Source organism: Caulobacter sp. 17J80-11 (assembly GCF_014349105.1).
Lineage (GTDB): Bacteria > Pseudomonadota > Alphaproteobacteria > Caulobacterales > Caulobacteraceae > 17J80-11.
In genome coordinates this window covers 1-17,874 of the sequence record NZ_JACSJI010000005.1, presented here as the reverse complement: position 1 = coordinate 17,874, position 17,874 = coordinate 1, and the positions used below count along the sequence as shown (strand labels likewise).

Genomic DNA, 17,874 nt, shown 5'->3' with positions numbered 1-17,874 from the left:
GAAAGGATGGTGGAGCCGAGGGGAGTCGAACCCCTGACCTCCTCATTGCGAACGAGGCGCTCTACCAACTGAGCTACGGCCCCGCACGGGAGGCGGCACATAAAGACCCGAGACGGGGGGTGTCAAGGCGCTCCGGAAGCTCGCCTTGTCGCTACCGGAGCGGCGCCCTACAAGCCGGGGGTCGGAAGCACCACATTTGCGCTTTCCCCCCGAAGGACTCGCGATCACACCCATGGGCACCGCTATTATTTGGCTGATTGATACGGCCATCTTCTTCGTGAACGTCGTGGTGATCGCCTGGGCGCTGCTGAGCTGGCTGATCGCCTTCAACGTGGTGAACCCGCGCAACGCCTTCGTCTACCAGGTCGGGCGCTTCCTCGAGGCGGTGGCCGACCCGCTGCTCAAGCCGATTCGCAAGATCGTGCCGCTGCTGGGCGGCATCGACGTCAGCCCGGTGATCCTGCTGCTGGCGCTGCAGTTCCTGGGCATCGTGGTGCACAACACGCTCGCGCCGATCCTGGTCAGCGCGCTGGGCTGAAGCCCGTGCGCCTGGCCGTGCGCCTGACCCCGCGCGGCGGGGCCGACCGGGTGGACGGCTGGGACCGTGACGACGCCGGGCGCCTGTTCCTGAAGGTCCGCGTGCGCGCCGCGCCCGTCGAGGGCGAGGCCAACGCCGCGCTCGAAGCCCTGCTGGCCAAGGCGCTCGGCCTGTCGAAATCGGGGGTGAAGGTCGAGCGCGGCGCGACCCAGCGGCTGAAGCAGGTCGAGATCGCCGGCCTGGACGAAGCGGCGCTGCACGCCGCCTTCGGAACCCCGGACGCTTGGTCGCAATCCGGCGCTCGCTGAATCCTGCTAGGCGTAGCCGCTCGTCAGTAAAGTTCGTGCCCGGAGGCGCGTTGATGCCGATTCGTCCGGCCGCCTCCGGCCCGACCCTGCCCCTCGCCCTGCGTTCCAAGCTGGGCCGCGCCGCGCCCCTGGCCCTGGCGCTGGGGCCGCTGGCCGCCCTGCCCGTCCACGCCCAGACTCCGCCGCCGACCCGCTCGGAAGTGCTGCGCGTCCCGCAGCCCGCGCCCGTCGAGATCCCCGAGACCCGGGCCGCGCCGTGCACGGTGGCGCCGGTCGTCTCGCCCGCGAGCGCCGAGGGCGCGCCGCTGGCGCACGTGGCGCTGGAAGGCGTCACCGCCATGGATCCGGCCGTGCTGGAGGCCGAGTGGGCGCCGCTCATGGGCCGCCCCGTCGACCACGGGACCATGTTCAACCTGGCCGAACGGATCGCCTGCCGTTACCGCGAGGCCGGCTACGCCTTCGCCACCGCCCAGGCCCGCACCGACGACGGCGCCTGGACGCTGAGGGTCAACGAGGGCCGCGTCGCCCAGGTCGTGGTCGAGGGCGGGGACGAGAAAGCCCAGGCCTTCGTGCGCAAGGCCTTCGGCGCGCTCGAACCGGGCCGGCCGCTGCGCCAGGCCGACCTGCGCCGCGGCATGACCCTGGCGCGCGGCTACGGCTTCTGGAACGTGCGCCCGATGGCCCGGCCCAACGCGGCCGATCCCGAGGCCGTCGACCTGGTTCTGACCATCGTCCCCCCCAAGGCGGCGGTGTTCGTCAGCGCCCAGAACGCGTCGTCCGACACGGTCGGCGAGTGGAGCGCGGGCGCCAGCCTGATCGTCCACGGCCTGACGCCGCTCAACGAGAAGACCGTGCTGGGCGTGTTTTCCGGCGTAGGCTCCGACCGCCAGCGCGGCGCGCAGATCTCCTCCGACGCCCTGCTGACCGAGGGCGGCCTGGGCGTGCGCGGCGACCTGGCCTGGTTCGAGCAGAAGCCGCACGAGCGGCCGCCCAACCAGGACACCGTGGGCGTGACCAGGCTGGCCCGCGGCGAGCTGAACCATCCGCTGGCGACCCTCCCCGACGGCCTGGTCACCGGCCGGGTCGGCCTGGAGGCGGTCAACCAGGACACCGAACTGCTGACCGGCGCGGCGACCCTGCGCGACCGCTCGCGCGTGGCCTACGCCGGCGTGCGGGTCGAGGGTCAGGCCGGCGAGGTCTCCGGCTCGGCCGGCCTGACGGTTCGCAAGGGCCTGGAGGCGTTCGGGGCCAGCCGCGCCGGCGACGCCCTGCTTAGCCGCCCCGAAGCCGACCCGCAGGCGACGTCCGTGCGCTTCGACGCCGCCGCCACGCGCCCGCTGGGCCGCGGCCAGGTGGCGGTGCAGGCCAAGGGCCAGTGGGCCGACGCGCCGCTGACAGCCTTCGAGGAATTCACCTGGGGCGGGCTGGAGGGCGGCCGCGGGCTGGACCCCGGCGCGCTCTACGGCGACCGCGGCGTGGCCGCGTCGGTCGAACTGACCGGCGCGCCGCACGGACTGGGCGGTCGCTGGACCGTCAGCCCCATGGCCTTCGTCGAGGCGGCGGAGACCTGGAACGAGGACAAGACCTGGGGCGCGCGCGAGCAGAGCGCGGTGACCGGCGGCGCGGGCCTGCGCTTCAGCTGGAACGACCGCATCCACCTGGACGCGATCTACGCCCACCCGCTGGCCGAGACCCGCGGCGTGGCCGACGACCTGTCCGGGCCGCGCCTGCACCTGGGGATCTCCGCCGGCTACGAAATCAACTGGTGAGCCCCCAACAGAGAGGGCTTCCCTCCTAAGCCTTTGCGGTGTTCATATTCGCCCTTGAGTCCGAAAACGGACCGGGAGGGTAGATTTAAATGAAACACAGCACGGCTGTGGTCGCGCTCGTCGCGGCCGCGGTCCTGAGCGGGTGCGCCACCACCGGCGCCGCCACCAGCGGCCCGGACAAGGGCGCCAGCCAGACCGCCAAGAAATCCGAACCGAAAGCCATGCCCAAAGGCCTCGACGCCTGGGCCAATCCGGATCCGTTCCCGAGCACCTACAAGGCGCTGCCGGGCCAGCCGACCGCCATCGTGGGCGCGACGGTGCTGACCGCGACCGGCGCGAAGATCGAGAACGGCACCGTGCTGTTCCGTGACGGCAAGCTCGAGAAGATCGAAGCCGGCCTGGCCGCGCCGGCCGGCTACGCCGTGGTCGACGGCCGCGGCAAGTACGTCACCCCGGGCGTGATCGACGCGCACTCGCACCTCGGCGTCTATCCGTCGCCGGGCGTGCAGGGCATGTCGGACGGCAACGAGGCGACCAGCCCCAACACCGCCCAGGTGTGGTCCGAGCACTCGCTGTGGCCGCAGGACCCGGGCTTCAACGCCGCCCGCGCCGGCGGCGTGACCACCCTGCAGATCCTCCCGGGCTCGGCCAACCTGTTCGGCGGCCGCTCGGTGACCATCCGCAACGTGCCGTCGGTGACCATGCAGGGCATGAAGTTCCCCGGCGCGCCCTACGGCCTGAAGATGGCCTGCGGCGAGAACCCGTCGCGCGTGTACGGCGGCCGCAACCAGTCGCCGGCCACCGGCATGGGCAACATGGCCGGCTACCGCGCCGCCTGGATCAACGCCGCCGACTACGCCCGCAAGTGGGACGACTACCGCAACGGCACGGAAAAGAGCCCGCCGAAGCGCGACCTGCAGCTCGACACCCTGGCCGGCGTGCTGAAGGGCGAGATCACGGTGCAGAACCACTGCTACCGGGCCGACGAAATGGCCATGATGATCGATCTGTCGAAGGAATTCGGCTACAAAATCAACGCCTTCCACCACGCCTCGGAAAGCTACAAGATCGCTGACCGCCTGCGTGAAGAAGACATCTGCTCGGCCACCTGGGCCGGCTGGTGGGGCTTCAAGATGGAGAGCCTGGACGGCATCGAAGAGAACGCCGCCATGATCACCAAGGCGGGCGCCTGCGCCGTCATCCACTCCGACGACGACATCCTCACCCAGCGCCTGAACCAGGAAGCCGCCGTGGCCCTGGGCGCCGGCCGCCGGGCCGGGATCGACATCCCGGAGGAAGAGGCGATCAAGTGGATCACCGCCAACCCCGCGAAGATGATCGGCATCCTGAAGGAAACCGGCACCCTCGAGGCCGGCAAGCGCGCCGACGTCGTGGTCTGGAGCGCCGACCCGTTCAGCATCTACGCCAAGGCTGAGAAGGTCTACGTCGACGGCGGCCTCGCCTACGACCGCAACGACCCGAACTTCCAGCCCAAGTCCGACTTCCAGCTCGGCCAGGAGATCCGTTGATGCGCGGCCTCAAGAACTTCGCTGCGGCCGCCGTCCTGGCGTTCGCCGCCGCCGCCGCGTCCTCGGCCTGCGCCGAGACCGTCGCGGTCACCAACGCCCGCGTCCTGACCATGGGTCCGGCGGGTGAAATCCAGAACGGCACCGTGGTCATCCGCGACGGCAAGATCGTCGCGGTCGGCGCCGGCGTGGCGGCTCCGGCCGGCGCGCGCGTGATCGACGCCCAGGGCCAGATCGTCACCCCGGGCTTCGTGATCGCCGACAGCGCGCTCGGCGCCATGGAGGTCACCTCGGTGGGCGACGACCTGTCGCCCAACACCCCCGGCCTGACCGCCGCCTTCGACGTGCAGTACGGCCTGAATCCGGACTCCTTCCTCCTGCCGGTCGCCCGCCTCGGCGGCATCACCCGCGCGGTGGTGGTGCCGGCCTACGGCGGCGGCGGCGACGGCGGCCATGAGCACGACACGGCCGGCGCCTACGGCCACGACGTGCCCAAGAGCCTGTTCGCCGGTCAGGCCGCGGTCGTCGACCTCGGCCAGCACGACGACATGCTGACCAAGGCCAGGGTCGCCATGACCGCCCCAATGGGCGAAATGGGCGCCCGGGCGGCCGGCGGCGCGCGCGGCGCCGAGTTCGTGCTGCTCAAGACGGCGCTCGACGACGTCCGCTTCTACATGGCCAACAAGGCGGCCTTCGACACCGGTTCGGCCCGCGAGCTGAACCTGTCGCGCGCCGACCTGGAGGCCCTGATCCCGGTGGTCGAAGGGCGCATGCCCCTGCTGGTCTCGGTGCACCGCGCCTCGGACATCCGCCAGGCCCTGCGGTTCGCCAAGCAGCAGAACCTGAAGCTGATCATCGACGGGGGCGAGGAGGCCTGGAAGGTCGCCGACCAGATCGCCGCCGCCGGCGTGCCAGTGATCCTCAACCCGCTGGCCGACCTGCCGGGCAACTTCGAGACGCTCGGCTCGACCATGGAAAACGCCGGCGTCCTCGAGAAGGCCGGCGTCACCGTGGTGATCAAGGCCAACGAGGAGAACGCCCACCGTGCCCGCGAAGCCCGCTTCAACGCCGGCAACGCGGTCGCCCACGGCATGTCCTACGCCGGCGCGCTGAAGGCCCTGACCATCAACCCGGCCAAGGTGTTCGGCGTGGCGGACCGCTTCGGTTCGCTGGAAGCCGGCAAGGACGCCGACCTGGTGATCTGGAGCGGCGACCCGCTGGAGCCGCTCAGCCAGCCTCAGGCCGTGTTCGTGAAGGGCGAGCAGATGCCGCTCACCTCGCGGGCCCTGCAGCTGCGCGACCGCTACAAGTCGGCCGGCGCCATGCCGCCGGCCTACAGCAAGTAAGCCTGGGCATAAGCCTGACTTCGACGGCCCGGCGGTCTCCACCGCCGGGCCGTTTGCTTTTCACGCCGCTGAAAGCGGCGGTCACTTCAGCTATCGCGCTCTGAGCGTGACCGGGCCGCCACGGTCCTGTGAGATTTTCGCCGCCCCTCGCCGGCCGCCTCCTGACTCTTCAAGCGCTTACGGCGACGCAACCAACCCGGCGCCGGGCTGTCGCTTTCACGGCACAGTCGAGCTTGAAGCTTTGCCCTACAACCCGCGGGTGTCCGAGCGTCCATACGGCGGCGTCCGGCAACGACCGGCGCCGCCCTCACATCATCCAAGGGAAGTAAGGCGATGAAGTCAGTTCTCTCGGTGTCCGTGCTCGTTCTCGCCGCGGCGTTCGCGGCGCCCGCGATGGCCGCCGACGGCTATCTCGATCTCAACTACGGCCAGGTCGGCGGGTTCGGCACGGACCTCGACCGCATCCAGCTGGGCGGCGCCGTGTCGACCGAAGTCGGCGCCAGCGGCTGGAACGTCCAGGCGGACGCCCAGTTCAGCCGCCTCAGTGAAGGCGGCAGCTCGGTGAGCTACAGCGAAGGCGCCGTGCACGCCTTCTATCGCGACGACCGGTTCGCGGCCGGCGGCTATTTCAACGTCGGCGACATCGAGACCATCGCCGTCTACGGCCTGGGGATCGAAGGCAAGGCCTTCTTCGACCGGGCCACCATCTCCGGTTCGATCGGCTATGAAAGCCTGGAGGCCGGGCCGAGCGACGCCGACGGCTGGGACGGCTCGCTGGGCGCCAAGGTGTTCATCACCGACAACTTCACCCTCGGCGCCGGCTTCGACTACGCCGACGTCAACGACAGCAGCGTCACGACCTGGTCGGTGGGCGGCGAGTTCAAGCCGGACAGCATGCCGGTCAGCTTCTACGCCGGTTACGCCAACCACGAGGCGGACACGTTCTTCCCGATCGTCGGCGACGAAGCGGACATGTGGAAGATCGGGGTGCGCTGGAACTTCGGCGGCGGCACGCTGAAGGACCGCGATCGCAGCGGCCCGACCATGCGGACCGGCTCGTCCTTCCTGAACTCGGCGATCTAAGTCGAGCCCGAAGGATAGGAATTGGCGGCCCCGCGGCGCACGCCGCGGGGCCTTCGCCTTTTTCGGCGCTACTTGCCGCGGCCGGCGACCAGGTCGTCGACCACCGCCGGGTCGGCCAGGGTGGAGGTGTCGCCCAGATTGCCCGTGTCCCCCTCGGCGATCTTGCGCAGGATGCGGCGCATGATCTTGCCCGAGCGGGTCTTCGGCAGGCCGGGCGCCCACTGGATCACGTCGGGCGTGGCGATCGGCCCGATCTCGCGGCGCACCCAGGCGACCATCTCCTTGCGCAGCTCCTCGGTCGGGTGCTCGCCGGCCCGGAGCGTGACGTAGGACCAGATGCCCTGGCCCTTGATGTCGTGCGGGAAGCCGACCACCGCGGCCTCGGCCACCTTGGGGTGGGCGACGAGCGCGCTCTCCACCTCGGCCGTGCCCAGCCGGTGGCCGGAGACGTTCAGCACGTCGTCCACGCGGCCGGTGATCCAGTAGTAGCCGTCGGCGTCGCGGCGGCAGCCGTCGCCGGTGAAGTACTTGCCCGGATAGGTCGAGAAGTAGGTCTGCAGGAAGCGCTCGTGGTCGCCGTAGACCGTGCGCATCTGGCCGGGCCAGCTGTCGGTCAGGCAGAGGTTGCCCTCGGTCGCGCCCTCCAGGGGCTTGCCGTCGGCGTCGACCAGCTGGGGCTTCACGCCCGGCAACGGCTTGGTGGCCGAGCCCGGCTTCAGGGCGGTCGCGCCCGGCAGGGGCGAGATCAGGATGCCGCCGGTCTCGGTCTGCCACCAGGTGTCGACGATCGGGCAGCGCTTCTCGCCGACCACCCGCCAGTACCAGAGCCAGGCCTCCGGATTGATCGGTTCGCCGACCGAGCCCAGCAGGCGCAGCGACTTGCGCGAAGTGCGCTCGACCGGGGCCTCGCCGTCGCGCATCAGGGCGCGGATGGCGGTCGGCGCGGTGTAGAAGATCGACACCTGGTGCTTGTCGATCACCTGCCAGAAGCGACTGTTGCAGGGATAGTTCGGCACCCCCTCGAACATCAGGGTGGTCGCGCCGTTCGCGAGCGGACCGTAGACGATGTAGCTGTGGCCGGTGACCCAGCCCACGTCGGCCGTGCACCAGTAGACCTCGCCCGGCCGGTAGTCGAACACCGCCTCGTGGGTCCACGCCGCCCAGGCCAGATAGCCGCCGGTAGTGTGCAGCACGCCCTTCGGCTTACCCGTCGAGCCGGAGGTGTAGAGGATGAACAGCGGATCCTCCGCCCCCATCGGCTCGGCCGGGCAGTCGGCCGAGACCTTGGCGCGCTCGACCGCGTAGTCGTGGTCGCGACCCTCGACCATCGGCACGTCGGCGCCCGTGCGCGCCACGACCAGCACAGAGCGCACGCCCGGGGCCAGCTCAAGCGCGGAGTCGACGTTGAGCTTCAGCGGCACCCGCTTGCCGCCGCGCATGCCCTCGTCGGCGGTGATCACCACCTCGGACTCGCAGTCCTGGATGCGCCCGGCCAGGCTGTCCGGCGAGAAGCCGGCGAACACCACCGAGTGCACCGCACCGATCCGCGCGCAGGCCAGCATGGCGTACGCGGCCTCGGGGATCATCGGCAGATAGATGGTGACGCGGTCGCCCTTCTTGACCTTGTGCGCCTTCAGCACGTTGGCCATGCGGCAGACTTCGGCGTGCAGCTCGCGATAGGTGATCTTGCGCGAGGCGGCCGGATCGTCGCCTTCCCAGATGATCGCCACCTGGTCGCCGCGCTCGGCCAGATGCCGGTCGACGCAGTTGGCCGCCGCGTTCAGCACCCCGTCGGCGTACCAGCGGATGCGGAAATCGTTCAGGTCGAAGCTGACGTCCTTCACCGTCGAGAACGGCTTGATCCAGTCCAGCCGGCCCGCCAGCTCGCGCCAGTAGGCTTCGGGCTCATGCTCGACGCGCTGTAAGGCGGCTTCGTAGCCAGCGGCGGCGACGCGCGCGCCCTTGGCCCATGCGGCGGGCACCGGAATGCTCTGGTCCTGGGACACTTTCACGCCCTCGCCTTTTTCTCGTTGTGCCGCTTATGCCGCGGCGGGTATGCGAAGCGCGACTTTGGACCCTCGTTACGCCGGGGCTCAAGCCCGCACGGAGTTTTTCGCATGTTGCTCGCGCTTTCGACCTGGCCGGAAATCGAAGCCCAGCTGGGCCGCTCCAAGACCGTCGTGGTGCCGATCGGCTCCAACGAGCAGCACGGTCCGACCGGCCTGCTCGGCACCGACTGGCTGTGCCCGGAAATCATCGCGCATGCGGCCGAAAAGGTTGATGCGAATCTGCTGGTCGCGCCGACCTTCAACATCGGCATGGCCCAGCACCACCTGGCCTTCCCGGGCACCATCAGCCTGCGCCCGTCGACCTTCATGGCGGCGATCTCGGACTGGGTGTCGTCGCTGACCCGCCACGGCTTCGAACGGATCTATTTCCTGAACGGCCATGGCGGCAACGTCGCCACCATCGAGGCCACCTTCAGCGAGATCTACGCCGACTGGTCGTTCGCCGAGGAGCGCACGCCCTTCATCCTGAAGCTGAAGAACTGGTGGGACCTGGAAGGCGTCGACAAGCTGGCCTTCAAGATCTTCCCGACCGGCCACGGCAGCCACGCCACCCCGTCGGAGATCGCGGTCACCCAGGCCGCCTATCCGGACCGCATCAAGACCGCCGACTACAGCCCGCAGATCGCGCCGACCGGCCCGATCCGCGACGCGCTGGACTACCGCGCCCGCTTCCCCGACGGCCGCATCGGGTCTGACCCGGCCCAGGCCAGCCCGGAGAAGGGTCAACAGTTGATCGACCTGGCCGTCGAAAGCCTGCTGAAGGACATCGCCGCCTTCACCGGCGAGGTCCAGCCCTGAGCCGAACCGACGCCGCCGGCTTCGCCGAGACGATCGTCTGGGCGGCCGGCGGCGCGTGTCTGCTGCTGTTCCTGCACGTGCCGGCCGGCGCCCTCGTGGGCGCCATGGTCGGCACGGCCGCGGCCAGCCTGCTCGGCCGGCCGATGACCGCCCCACCCAGGGTCTACGCCGGCCTGCTGGCCCTGATGGGCGTCGCCACAGGCGCCTCGATCACGCCCGAAGCCCTGAAGGCGGCCGGCACCTGGCCGCTCAGCATCGCGCTGCTGGCCGTCGCCACCACCGTCCTGTGCGGCGCCGGCTTCCTGGTGTTCCGCCGTCTCGGCCGCTGCGACACCGCCACCGCCTTCTACGCCTCCGCGCCCGGCGCGCTCTCGGCGGTCCTGGCGCTCGCCCAGGCCGACGGCGCGGACATGAGCCGGGTCGCCGTGGCCCAGAGCCTGCGCCTGCTGGCGCTCGCCTGCGTCGCCCCCTTCGCGCTGGCCGGCGCGCACACCTTCGTGCCGCCGACGCCCCCCGAGGGCGGTCTCACCGGCCTGGCCGGCTGGGGCCTGCTGATCGCCGCCTCCGCCCTGGGCTGGCTGGCGGCCGCGCGCCTGAAGTGGCCCAGCGCCGCCTTCCTCGGGCCGATGGCCGGCAGCGGCCTGGTCCACCTCACCGGCGCGGTGGGGATCGCCATGCCCCATCTGATGGTGACGCTCGCCGGCGCCGGCCTGGGCGCCCTGGTCGGCACGCGCTTCCGCGGGGTCTCGCCGGGCGCTCTGATGCGCTTTCTTCCGGTCAGCCTGGCGGCGCTGGGCGTGATGGCGCTGGTGGGCCTGTCGGCCGGCTGGCTGGCCGGACACATGACCGGGGTCGGGCTGGCCGCCGGCATGCTGGCCTTCGCGCCGGGCAGCCTCGACGTCATGGTGGCCATCGCGGTGGCGCTGAACGCCAACCCCGCCTACGTCGCCGCTCACCACACCACCCGCTTCCTGGGCCTGATCGGCGCCCTGCCCTGGCTGGCCCAGAAGCTGCGGCCCAAGGCGGCCTGAGGCGGACGTTCTTACGGATTGTGCGCCGCCGCGCCCCGCCCTACAGCTTCGCCACAACCCCAGCGGAGCGCCGCCCGATGAAGCTCTACTACGCCGCCGCCTCGACCGTGTGCCGTCCGATCGTCCAGTTCCTGCTCGAGCACGATCTGCCGGTCGAACTGGTCCCGGTCGACATGATGAAGGGCGAGCACAAGAGCCCGGCGTTCCTCGCCGTGAACCCGAACGGCGCGGTGCCGGCCTTCGAGGACGGCGACCTGCGCATCCCCGAGTCCGCCGCCATCCTGCGGTATCTGGCGACCGTCGCCGGCTCGCCGGCCTATCCGACCGAGCCCAAGGCCCGCGCCCGCGTCGACGCCGCGCTCGACTGGTTCAACACCGGCTTCTACCGCGACCACGGATACGGCGTGATCTACCCGCAGGTCCTGCCGCACTTCCCGGCGCACAAGACCGCCGACCTGCTGGCCTGGCACACCGACAAGGCCAACGCGCGCCTCAAGGTGCTGAACGACCACATGATCGGCGACGGCACCTGGGTGGCGGGCGATCAGCCGACCATCGCCGACTTCTTCGGCGCCGCCCTGGTCTCGCTCAGCGAGATGACCGACTTCGACCTGACGCCCTATCCGAACGTGCGCCGCTGGCTGGCCGCCGTGCAGGCCCGCCCGTCCTGGGCCGAGGCCAACGGCGCCTTCAACGGCTGGTGCGCCTTGCTGAAGGGCGCCGCCCAGCCGGCGTAATCAGGCGGTCCTGACCACGCCCAGTTGATCAACCTTGACCGGCCAGGGGCGCAGCCTCTGGCCGCCGCAGGGCCCGCCCACGCACAGGCCGTCCTCGATCTCGAACAGGGCGCCGTGCCAGGAGCACATGATTAGGTCGCCGCGGCTGGTCAGGTATTTGTCCAACTCCTGGGCCAGCGGCAGGCCGGCATGCGGGCAGCGGTCGACATAGCCGTAGACCTGCTCGCCCTTCCTGACCACGAAGCCGTGGAAGTAGGCGTCGCGGATCTGCAGCACGAAGTTGCGCGCGCCCGGATCGGCCAGGCTGTCCAGCGTGCACAGCGGCACGCCGGCGGGGGTCTCCCACACCCGCTTGCGCTCCGCGCCCTCGTCGATTTCGCCTGAACCTTCCACGCCTAACTCCGTACGAGCGGGCCCGCCCTCGCCCCCCCTACCGCTCCGCCTTCAGCGGGCGGGTCATCAGGCCCTCGATGGCGCGGTCGACGTCGATCTCGCCGGCGATGACGGCGGCGACCGCCTCGCAGATCGGGGTCTCGACGCCCAGGCGCGCGGCCAGCTGGCGCACGGCCGGCGCGGACTCCACGCCCTCGGCGACCGAGCGCTTGCCGGTCAGGGCCTCGGCCAGGGTCTGGCCCTGACCCAAAGCGAGGCCCACGCTCATGTTGCGCGACTGCGGGGACGAGCAGGTCAGCACCAGGTCGCCCAGGCCGCACAGGCCGGCCACGGTGTCGGGCTTGGCGCCCAGCGCCACGGCGTAGCGGGTCATCTCGGCGAAACCGCGGGTGATCAGGGCGGCGTGGGCGCTGCGGCCCAGACCCCGGCCCTCGACGATGCCGGCGCCCACCGCCAGCACGTTCTTCAGCGCGCCGCCGGCCTCGGCCCCGATCATGTCGTCCACCCAGTAGGGGCGGAAGCTCGGCGAGGCGATCGCCTGCACCAGCTCCTGGCCCAGCTCCGGATCGGCGCAGGCGAGCGTCACGGCGCACGGCATGCCGCGCGCCACCTCGGCCGCGAAGCTCGGGCCGGACAGCACCGCCGGCCTCGCCTGCGGCAGGGTCTCGGCCAGCACGTCGGTCATCAGCTTCAGCGTGCCGCGCTCCACGCCCTTGGCGCACAGCACGATCGGCAGGCCGTCGCGGACGTAGCCCGCGAAGGCGGCGAGCGTCGAGCGCATGTGCTGGGCCGGCGGCACCGCCAGGATCAGGTCGCAGGCGGAGAGGTCGGCCATGTCGCCGGTCACCGTGATCGCCGGATCCAGCTTCACGCCGGGCAGGAAGGGCGTGTTCTCGCCGGTCGCCCGCACAGCCTCGACCACCTCGGGCTCGCGCGCCCACAGGAGGGTCTTCAGACCGGCCCGGACCGTCGCCTGCGCCAGGGCCGTGCCCCACGCGCCCGCGCCGATCACGCCCACGCTCTTGAATCCGTTCACGCCTTCGCCCCCTTGCGTCCCGGTTTATGGGTCGGATCGGCCAGCGCCGCCGCTTCGTCCAGCGGCCAGCGCGGTCGCGCCGCGACGTCGAGCCCCGAGACCAGGCCCTCCGCCAGCCGCTCCGCGCCCGCGAGGGCGATCATGGCGGCGTTGTCGGTGCAGTACTTCAGCGGCGGGGCCACGAAGGCGAAGCCGCGCGCCGCGGCCGTCTCCTCCAGCACCCGCCGGACGGTCCGGTTGGCCGCCACCCCGCCGGCCACCACGAACAGGCGGTGCGGGTGATGGGCGGCGTAGCGGGCCATGGCCCGGTCGCTGCGCTCGGCCAGCTGGCGCGCGATCGCCGCCTGGACCGAGGCGCACAGGTCGGCGCGGTCCTGGTCGGTCTTCACCGCGGCCTGGGCGACGCGCGCGGCGGCGGTCTTCAGCCCGGAGAAGGAGAAGTCGCAGCCCTGGTGGCCCAGCAGGGCGCGGGGCAGCGGGAAGCGGCTGGGGTCGCCGCCCTCGGCCAGCCGCTCCAGGTGCGGCCCGCCCGGATAGGGCAGGCCCAGCGCCTTGGCGATCTTGTCGAAGGCCTCGCCGGCCGCGTCGTCGATGGTCGAACCGTAGCGCTTGCACAGGCCCACGCCCTCGACCGAGAGCAGCTGGCAATGGCCGCCCGAGACCAGCAGCAGCAGGAAGGGATAGGCCGCCTTCGCGCCCAGCCGGGCCGACACGGCGTGGCCCTCCAGGTGGTTGACCGCGACCAGCGGCTTGCCGGCGGCCAGCGCCACCGCCTTGCCGAACGATAGGCCGACCATCACCCCGCCGACCAGGCCGGGGCCGGCGGTGGCGGCCACGCCGTCCAGGCTGTCGAAGCCGACGCCGGCCTCGCGCATGGCCTCGCGGACGATGCCGTCGATGCCCTCGACGTGGCTGCGCGCGGCGATCTCCGGCACCACGCCGCCATAGGGCGCGTGCTCCTGGATCTGGCTGGCGACGACCGAGGACAGCACCTCGACCGCTCCGTCGGGCGCGCGGCGCACCACGGCCGCGGCGGTTTCGTCGCAGCTGGTTTCAATGCCGAGGACGGTGAGGGATGACGCCATGATTGCGGGCGGGACCGCGCTCCTGTAGTCCGGCCGGGACTTAAAGCCTGAGAGCGCGACGAATTTGGCTGTCTCGCTCGTGTACCTGTCCGAGGTAGCCGCCGCATGGCCACCATGCAACCGCCCGTCCGCATCGGCACCCGCGCCTCCAAGCTCGCCCAGACCCAGACGCGCCACATGCAGGCGCGCATCGTGGCCGCGCTCGGCGCCGATCCGGCCGACGCCGACCGCGTCGCGCCGCTGGTGCTGATCACCACCACCGGCGACCGCATCCAGGACCGGCGGCTGCTGGAGGCCGGCGGCAAGGCCCTGTTCGTCAAGGAGATCGAGGAGGCCCTGCTGGCCGGCGAGATCGACGTGGCGATCCACTCGATGAAGGACGTCCCGGCCGAGCAGCCGGCCGGCCTGACCATCGCCGCCATCCCCGAGCGCGAGGACCCGCGCGACGCCTTCGTCAGCCTGCAGTGGGGCTCGCTGGCCGAATTGCCGCAGGGCGCGCGGCTGGGCACCGCCTCCCTGCGCCGGCAGGCCCAGACCCTGGCCGACCGGCCCGACCTCGAGATCCTGATGCTGCGCGGCAATGTCGACACCCGCCTGCGCAAGCTGGCCGAAGGCGAGTGCGACGCCATCCTGCTGGCCAAGGCCGGCCTGAACCGGCTGGGCATGGCCGACGTGGTGCGCGACCTGCGCGATCCGGTCGCCGCCCCGCCGGCGCCGGGCCAGGGCGCGCTGGCCATCCAGAGCCGCGTGGTCGACGCCGACGCCGCCTGGCTGCGCTCCCTGCACCACGCCCCGACGGCGCTGGCCGTCGCCGCTGAACGCGGCGCCCTGGAGGCGCTGGAGGGCTCCTGCCGCACCGCCGTGGGCGCCCACGCCCGCCTGGTCGGCGACCGGCTGGTCATGACCGTCGAGGGTCTGACCGCCGACGGAACGGTGCGCTGGCGCCGCGAAGGCTCGGTCGGTGCGAGCGCCTCCGACGCCGAGGCCCGCGAGCTGGGCCTGGACCTCGGCCGGCAGATCCGGCTCGAAGCCGGCGACCGGTTGATCGTGGCGTGAGCGCGCTGCGGGTCTGGGTCACGCGCGCCCGGCCCGGCGCGGACGAGACGGCGCAGCGCCTGACCGCGCTCGGCCACGACCCGCTGGTCGTGCCGGTGCTGGCCGTGCGCGAGCTGGAGCCGCAAATCGAGCTCTCCGGCGTCGCCGCCCTGGCTTTCACCAGCCGCAACGGCGTGGCCGCCTTCGCGCGCCTGAACCCCGAGCGCGCCCTGCCCGTCTTCACCGTCGGCGACGCGACCGCGCAGGCCGCCCGCGAGGCCGGCTTCGGCGACGTCCGCTCGGCCCACGGCGACGTCAACGCGCTCGCCGCCCTCCTGGCGGAGGAAGTCCCGGCGCTGAACGGCGCGGTGCTGCACGCCGGTGCGCGGGAGCCGGCCGGCGACCTGCCGGGCCTGCTGGCCGGGCGGGTGAACTTACGGACCGTGGCCCTCTACGAGACCGCCGCCGCCGATCCGGCTGACGCCCTGGCGCGGCTGGACACCCTGGACGCCGTCCTCGTGCATTCGCCCAAGGCCGGGCGTCGCCTCGCGGCGGTCCTGGACCCCGATGCGGCCGGCCACCTGAGCTTCGCCTGCATCTCGCCCGCGGCCGCCGAACCGCTGGCGGAGGGGGGCTTCAAAAAGCTGCACGCGGCGCGGTTCCCTGACGAAGGTCATTTGCTTAAGTTGTTGGCGGAGCCGCTGATCGAGACCCCATGACTTCGCCCGTCGTCGAACCCGTCGAGCCCAACGACCTGCCGGAGCTTCCGCCCCGGCGGCCGATGAACGCGGTCTGGTTCTTCGTGCCCTACACCCTGCTGCTGATCGCGGTGGCCCTGGGCGTGATCCTGAACGCCGAGCGGCTGGGCCTGAAGAAGCACCGCGCGACCGAGCCGGCCGCCGCCGAAGCGCCCGCCGCCGTCGCCACCGACGCCCAGCTGCGCGCCCGCATCGCCGACCTGGAGGCCCAGCTGGCCGCCGCCCGCGCCGCCGCGCCGACAGCGGGCGGCATGAACGACGCCACCGCCCAAGCCCTGTCGGAGCGCCTGACCCGGCTGGAGGAAGGCCAGGGCCGCGCCGTGCGCGCCGCCGCCGCCGCCATCGCCGCCGGCGCCCTGGCCGACGCGGCCGAAGAGTCCGGCCCGTTCTCGGCCGAGCTGGCCACCCTGGAGCGGCTCACGCCGGAGTCGCCGGCCCTGGCCCGCCTGCGCCCGTTGGCCGAGACCGGCGCGCCGACCCGCGCCGCCCTGGCCGCCGAATTCCCCACCGTCGCGGCCCGGGCCGCGGCCGCCTCGCGCACCTCCGGCGGCGGCAGCTTCCTGGCCCGCGCCATGGGCGCGCTGAACTCGATCATCACCGTGCGCCGGGTCGACGACCTGACCGGCGCCGAAGCCGACGCCGTGCTGGCGCGCGCCGAACGCCACGTGGCCGACGGCGACCTGGAAGGCGCGCTGAAGGAGCTCAAGGGCCTGCCGGCCTCCGGCCAGAAGGCGATCGCCCCCTGGACCGAGAAGGCCCGTCACCGGGTCGAGATCGAAGAACGCATCGCGGCCCTGCGCACCGACGCGCTGCGCGAACTGGCCGCCCGCACCTCCGGAGCCGCCGCGTGATCCGCGCCGCTTTCGTCTTCCTGTTCGTCCTGGTCGTTCTGGCCGTCGCCTTCGCGGTGGCCGGCGATCCCGGCTCGGCCCACCTGATCTGGGGCGGCTGGCGGGTGGACACCACCGCCGCCATGGCCGCCATCCTGATCGGCGTCCTGTCTCTGATCGCGGTCGCCTTCTGGCGCATCGGTCTGTGGATCGCCGAGGCCCCGCGCCGGGCCGAGCGCGCCCGCGCCGAGAACCGCCGCCGCCAGACCGCCGAGGCGCTCAGCCGCGGCTACCTGGCGCTGGCCGCGGGCGAGGGCCCTGAGGCCCGCCGCCTGGCCGCCAAGGCCGCCGACCTCGGCGAAGAGAATTCCGCCCTGACCCGCGTGCTGGCCGCCCAGGCGGCGGAGCTGGCCGGCGACCTGCCGACCGCCCAGTCGGCCTACGCCGCCATGCTGGGCTTCCCGGAGATGCGCCTGGCCGGCCACCGGGGCCTGATGAAGGTCGCCATCGCCCAGGGCGACACCCTCGAGGCGGTGAAGCAGGCCGGCCTGGCCTACAACCTGGCCAAGACCGCGCGCTGGGCCTGGCGGGCCCTGTTCGAGGCCAAGCTGCAACACGGCGAATGGGCCGAGGCGCTGGACCTGGTCGAGGGCGGCCTGTCGCGCAAGATCCTCACCCCGGCGGTGGCCGAGCGCGCCCGCGCCGCCCTGCTGGCCGCCTCGGCCGCCAGCCTGGAGACCGCCGCCGATCCGAAGCTGCGCGACCAGGCCGTCGACTACGCCGCCCGCGCCGCCAAGCTGCACCCCGGCTTCGCGCCGGGCGCGGTGATCGCCGCGCGCCTGCTGGCCGACGCCGGCAAGATCGGCAAGGCCGAGGACGTGCTGGAGAACGCCTTCGCCGCCGCCCCGCACCCGGCCCTGTGGCTGGCCTATCGCGACCTGCGCGAAGACGAGACCCCGCGCGAGCGCGCCAAGCGCCTTCAGAAGCTGGTCAACCGCAACCGCGAGCACCGCGAGGGCCGCATCCTGGCCGCGGAAGTGGCCCTGCTCGCCCACGATCCGGTCGCCATCTCCGCCGCCATGGACGCGCTGGCTGACGAGAAGCCGACCGCGCGCCTGTGCGGCCTGCACGCCCGCGCCGCCTGGGCGTCCGGCCAGTCCGACGAGGCCCGCGCCTGGGTCGCCCGCGGCTCGGCCGCGCCGCAGGAGCCCGACTGGTCCGACCTCGACCCCGAGGGCCGCGCCTTCGCCTACGGCCAGTCCGACTGGACCCGGCTGGTCTCCACCTTCGCGGAGACCGGCGAGCTGGTGCACCCGCGCTTCGAGCGCCGCGAGCGCGTGCTCAGCGACCTGCCCGAACTGCCGGCCCGCTACGAGATCAGCGCCCCGTTCGTCTCGGCCGCCGAAACCGGCGCGATCCCGGCCTACCTGCCGGACGATCCGGGCTTCTACGACGACGCCCTGGCCGGCCCGCCCGAGCCCGAGCCGGGCGGCCAGCCGGCCCAGCCGCGCCCCCGCGCCCCGGCCCGCCGC

General features: G+C 72.4%; 17 protein-coding genes and 1 tRNA gene. 13 read left to right on the top strand and 5 right to left on the bottom strand.

Annotated elements, in window-relative coordinates:
- Positions 1-7: 7 nt before the first annotated feature.
- Positions 8-83: transfer RNA gene (locus H8B08_RS06855), tRNA-Ala, on the bottom strand.
- 149 nt (positions 84-232) lie between these two features.
- On the opposite strand from H8B08_RS06855, the gene H8B08_RS06850 reads away from it, so the two are divergent.
- The 6 genes from H8B08_RS06850 (at position 233) to H8B08_RS06825 (ending at position 6,570) form a co-directional block, all read left to right on the top strand.
- Positions 233-538: a YggT family protein gene (locus H8B08_RS06850; RefSeq protein ID WP_187449465.1), complete on the top strand. Its 306-nt coding sequence runs from the start codon at positions 233-235 to the stop codon at positions 536-538.
- Positions 539-543: 5 nt separating this feature from the next.
- Positions 544-846 (top strand): DUF167 family protein, encoded by a 303-nt coding sequence (locus H8B08_RS06845; RefSeq protein WP_187449464.1) that lies wholly within the window; start codon positions 544-546, stop codon positions 844-846.
- A gap of 53 nt (positions 847-899) precedes the next feature.
- Complete coding sequence (locus H8B08_RS06840) at positions 900-2,615, top strand: ShlB/FhaC/HecB family hemolysin secretion/activation protein (protein ID WP_187449463.1); 1,716 nt, start codon at positions 900-902, stop codon at positions 2,613-2,615.
- 89 nt (positions 2,616-2,704) lie between these two features.
- Positions 2,705-4,144: an amidohydrolase gene (locus H8B08_RS06835; protein ID WP_187449462.1), complete on the top strand. Its 1,440-nt coding sequence runs from the start codon at positions 2,705-2,707 to the stop codon at positions 4,142-4,144.
- A complete protein-coding gene (locus tag H8B08_RS06830; RefSeq protein WP_187449461.1) occupies positions 4,144-5,487 on the top strand; it encodes an amidohydrolase family protein in 1,344 nt (447 codons plus the stop codon). Before H8B08_RS06835 ends, H8B08_RS06830 begins: the two co-directional genes overlap by 1 nt.
- Positions 5,488-5,820: 333 nt before the next feature.
- Positions 5,821-6,570, top strand: a complete 750-nt coding sequence (locus H8B08_RS06825; protein ID WP_187449460.1) for an outer membrane beta-barrel protein — start codon at positions 5,821-5,823, stop codon at positions 6,568-6,570.
- Positions 6,571-6,638: 68 nt separating this feature from the next.
- Here H8B08_RS06825 and acs read toward each other — a convergent pair whose 3' ends face one another.
- Complete coding sequence (gene acs / locus H8B08_RS06820) at positions 6,639-8,576, bottom strand: acetate--CoA ligase (protein ID WP_187449660.1); 1,938 nt, start codon at positions 8,574-8,576, stop codon at positions 6,639-6,641.
- A 111-nt stretch (positions 8,577-8,687) separates the two neighbouring features.
- Between acs and H8B08_RS06815 the strand changes: the two genes are divergently transcribed.
- From H8B08_RS06815 to H8B08_RS06805, 3 genes are all read left to right on the top strand, one after another.
- The gene (locus tag H8B08_RS06815; protein ID WP_187449459.1) at positions 8,688-9,437 is read left to right on the top strand and encodes a creatininase family protein; all 750 of its coding nucleotides are present in this window, start codon (positions 8,688-8,690) and stop codon (positions 9,435-9,437) included.
- On the top strand, positions 9,434-10,468 hold the full coding sequence (locus H8B08_RS06810; RefSeq protein WP_255500719.1) for an AbrB family transcriptional regulator: 1,035 nt from the start codon (positions 9,434-9,436) through the stop codon (positions 10,466-10,468). The genes H8B08_RS06815 and H8B08_RS06810 overlap by 4 nt, the downstream gene beginning before the upstream one ends.
- Before the next feature lie 77 nt (positions 10,469-10,545).
- Positions 10,546-11,205 carry a glutathione S-transferase family protein gene (locus H8B08_RS06805; protein ID WP_187449457.1) on the top strand — a complete coding sequence of 220 codons (660 nt, stop codon included), beginning with the start codon at positions 10,546-10,548 and terminating at the stop codon, positions 11,203-11,205.
- Here H8B08_RS06805 and H8B08_RS06800 read toward each other — a convergent pair whose 3' ends face one another.
- The 3 genes from H8B08_RS06800 to tsaD are packed head-to-tail and all read right to left on the bottom strand — an operon-like array spanning position 11,206 to position 13,719.
- Entirely contained in the window at positions 11,206-11,598 is a 393-nt protein-coding gene (locus H8B08_RS06800) for a Rieske (2Fe-2S) protein (RefSeq protein WP_370545420.1), read from the bottom strand.
- Positions 11,599-11,635: 37 nt separating this feature from the next.
- On the bottom strand, positions 11,636-12,634 hold the full coding sequence (locus H8B08_RS06795) for an NAD(P)H-dependent glycerol-3-phosphate dehydrogenase (protein ID WP_187449456.1): 999 nt from the start codon (positions 12,632-12,634) through the stop codon (positions 11,636-11,638).
- A complete protein-coding gene (gene tsaD / locus H8B08_RS06790) occupies positions 12,631-13,719 on the bottom strand; it encodes a tRNA (adenosine(37)-N6)-threonylcarbamoyltransferase complex transferase subunit TsaD (protein ID WP_187449455.1) in 1,089 nt (362 codons plus the stop codon). Before tsaD ends, H8B08_RS06795 begins: the two co-directional genes overlap by 4 nt.
- Before the next feature lie 114 nt (positions 13,720-13,833).
- Between tsaD and hemC the strand changes: the two genes are divergently transcribed.
- The 4 genes from hemC to H8B08_RS06770 all read left to right on the top strand — a co-directional run.
- Positions 13,834-14,775: a hydroxymethylbilane synthase gene (hemC, locus tag H8B08_RS06785; protein ID WP_187449658.1), complete on the top strand. Its 942-nt coding sequence runs from the start codon at positions 13,834-13,836 to the stop codon at positions 14,773-14,775.
- Positions 14,772-15,473: a uroporphyrinogen-III synthase gene (locus tag H8B08_RS06780; RefSeq protein WP_187449454.1), complete on the top strand. Its 702-nt coding sequence runs from the start codon at positions 14,772-14,774 to the stop codon at positions 15,471-15,473. The genes hemC and H8B08_RS06780 overlap by 4 nt, the downstream gene beginning before the upstream one ends.
- Positions 15,470-16,363 (top strand): COG4223 family protein, encoded by an 894-nt coding sequence (locus H8B08_RS06775; RefSeq protein WP_187449453.1) that lies wholly within the window; start codon positions 15,470-15,472, stop codon positions 16,361-16,363. Before H8B08_RS06780 ends, H8B08_RS06775 begins: the two co-directional genes overlap by 4 nt.
- On the top strand, positions 16,360-17,874 hold a 1,515-nt coding region (locus tag H8B08_RS06770; protein WP_187449452.1), incomplete at its 3' end, for a heme biosynthesis HemY N-terminal domain-containing protein. The genes H8B08_RS06775 and H8B08_RS06770, both read left to right, overlap by 4 nt.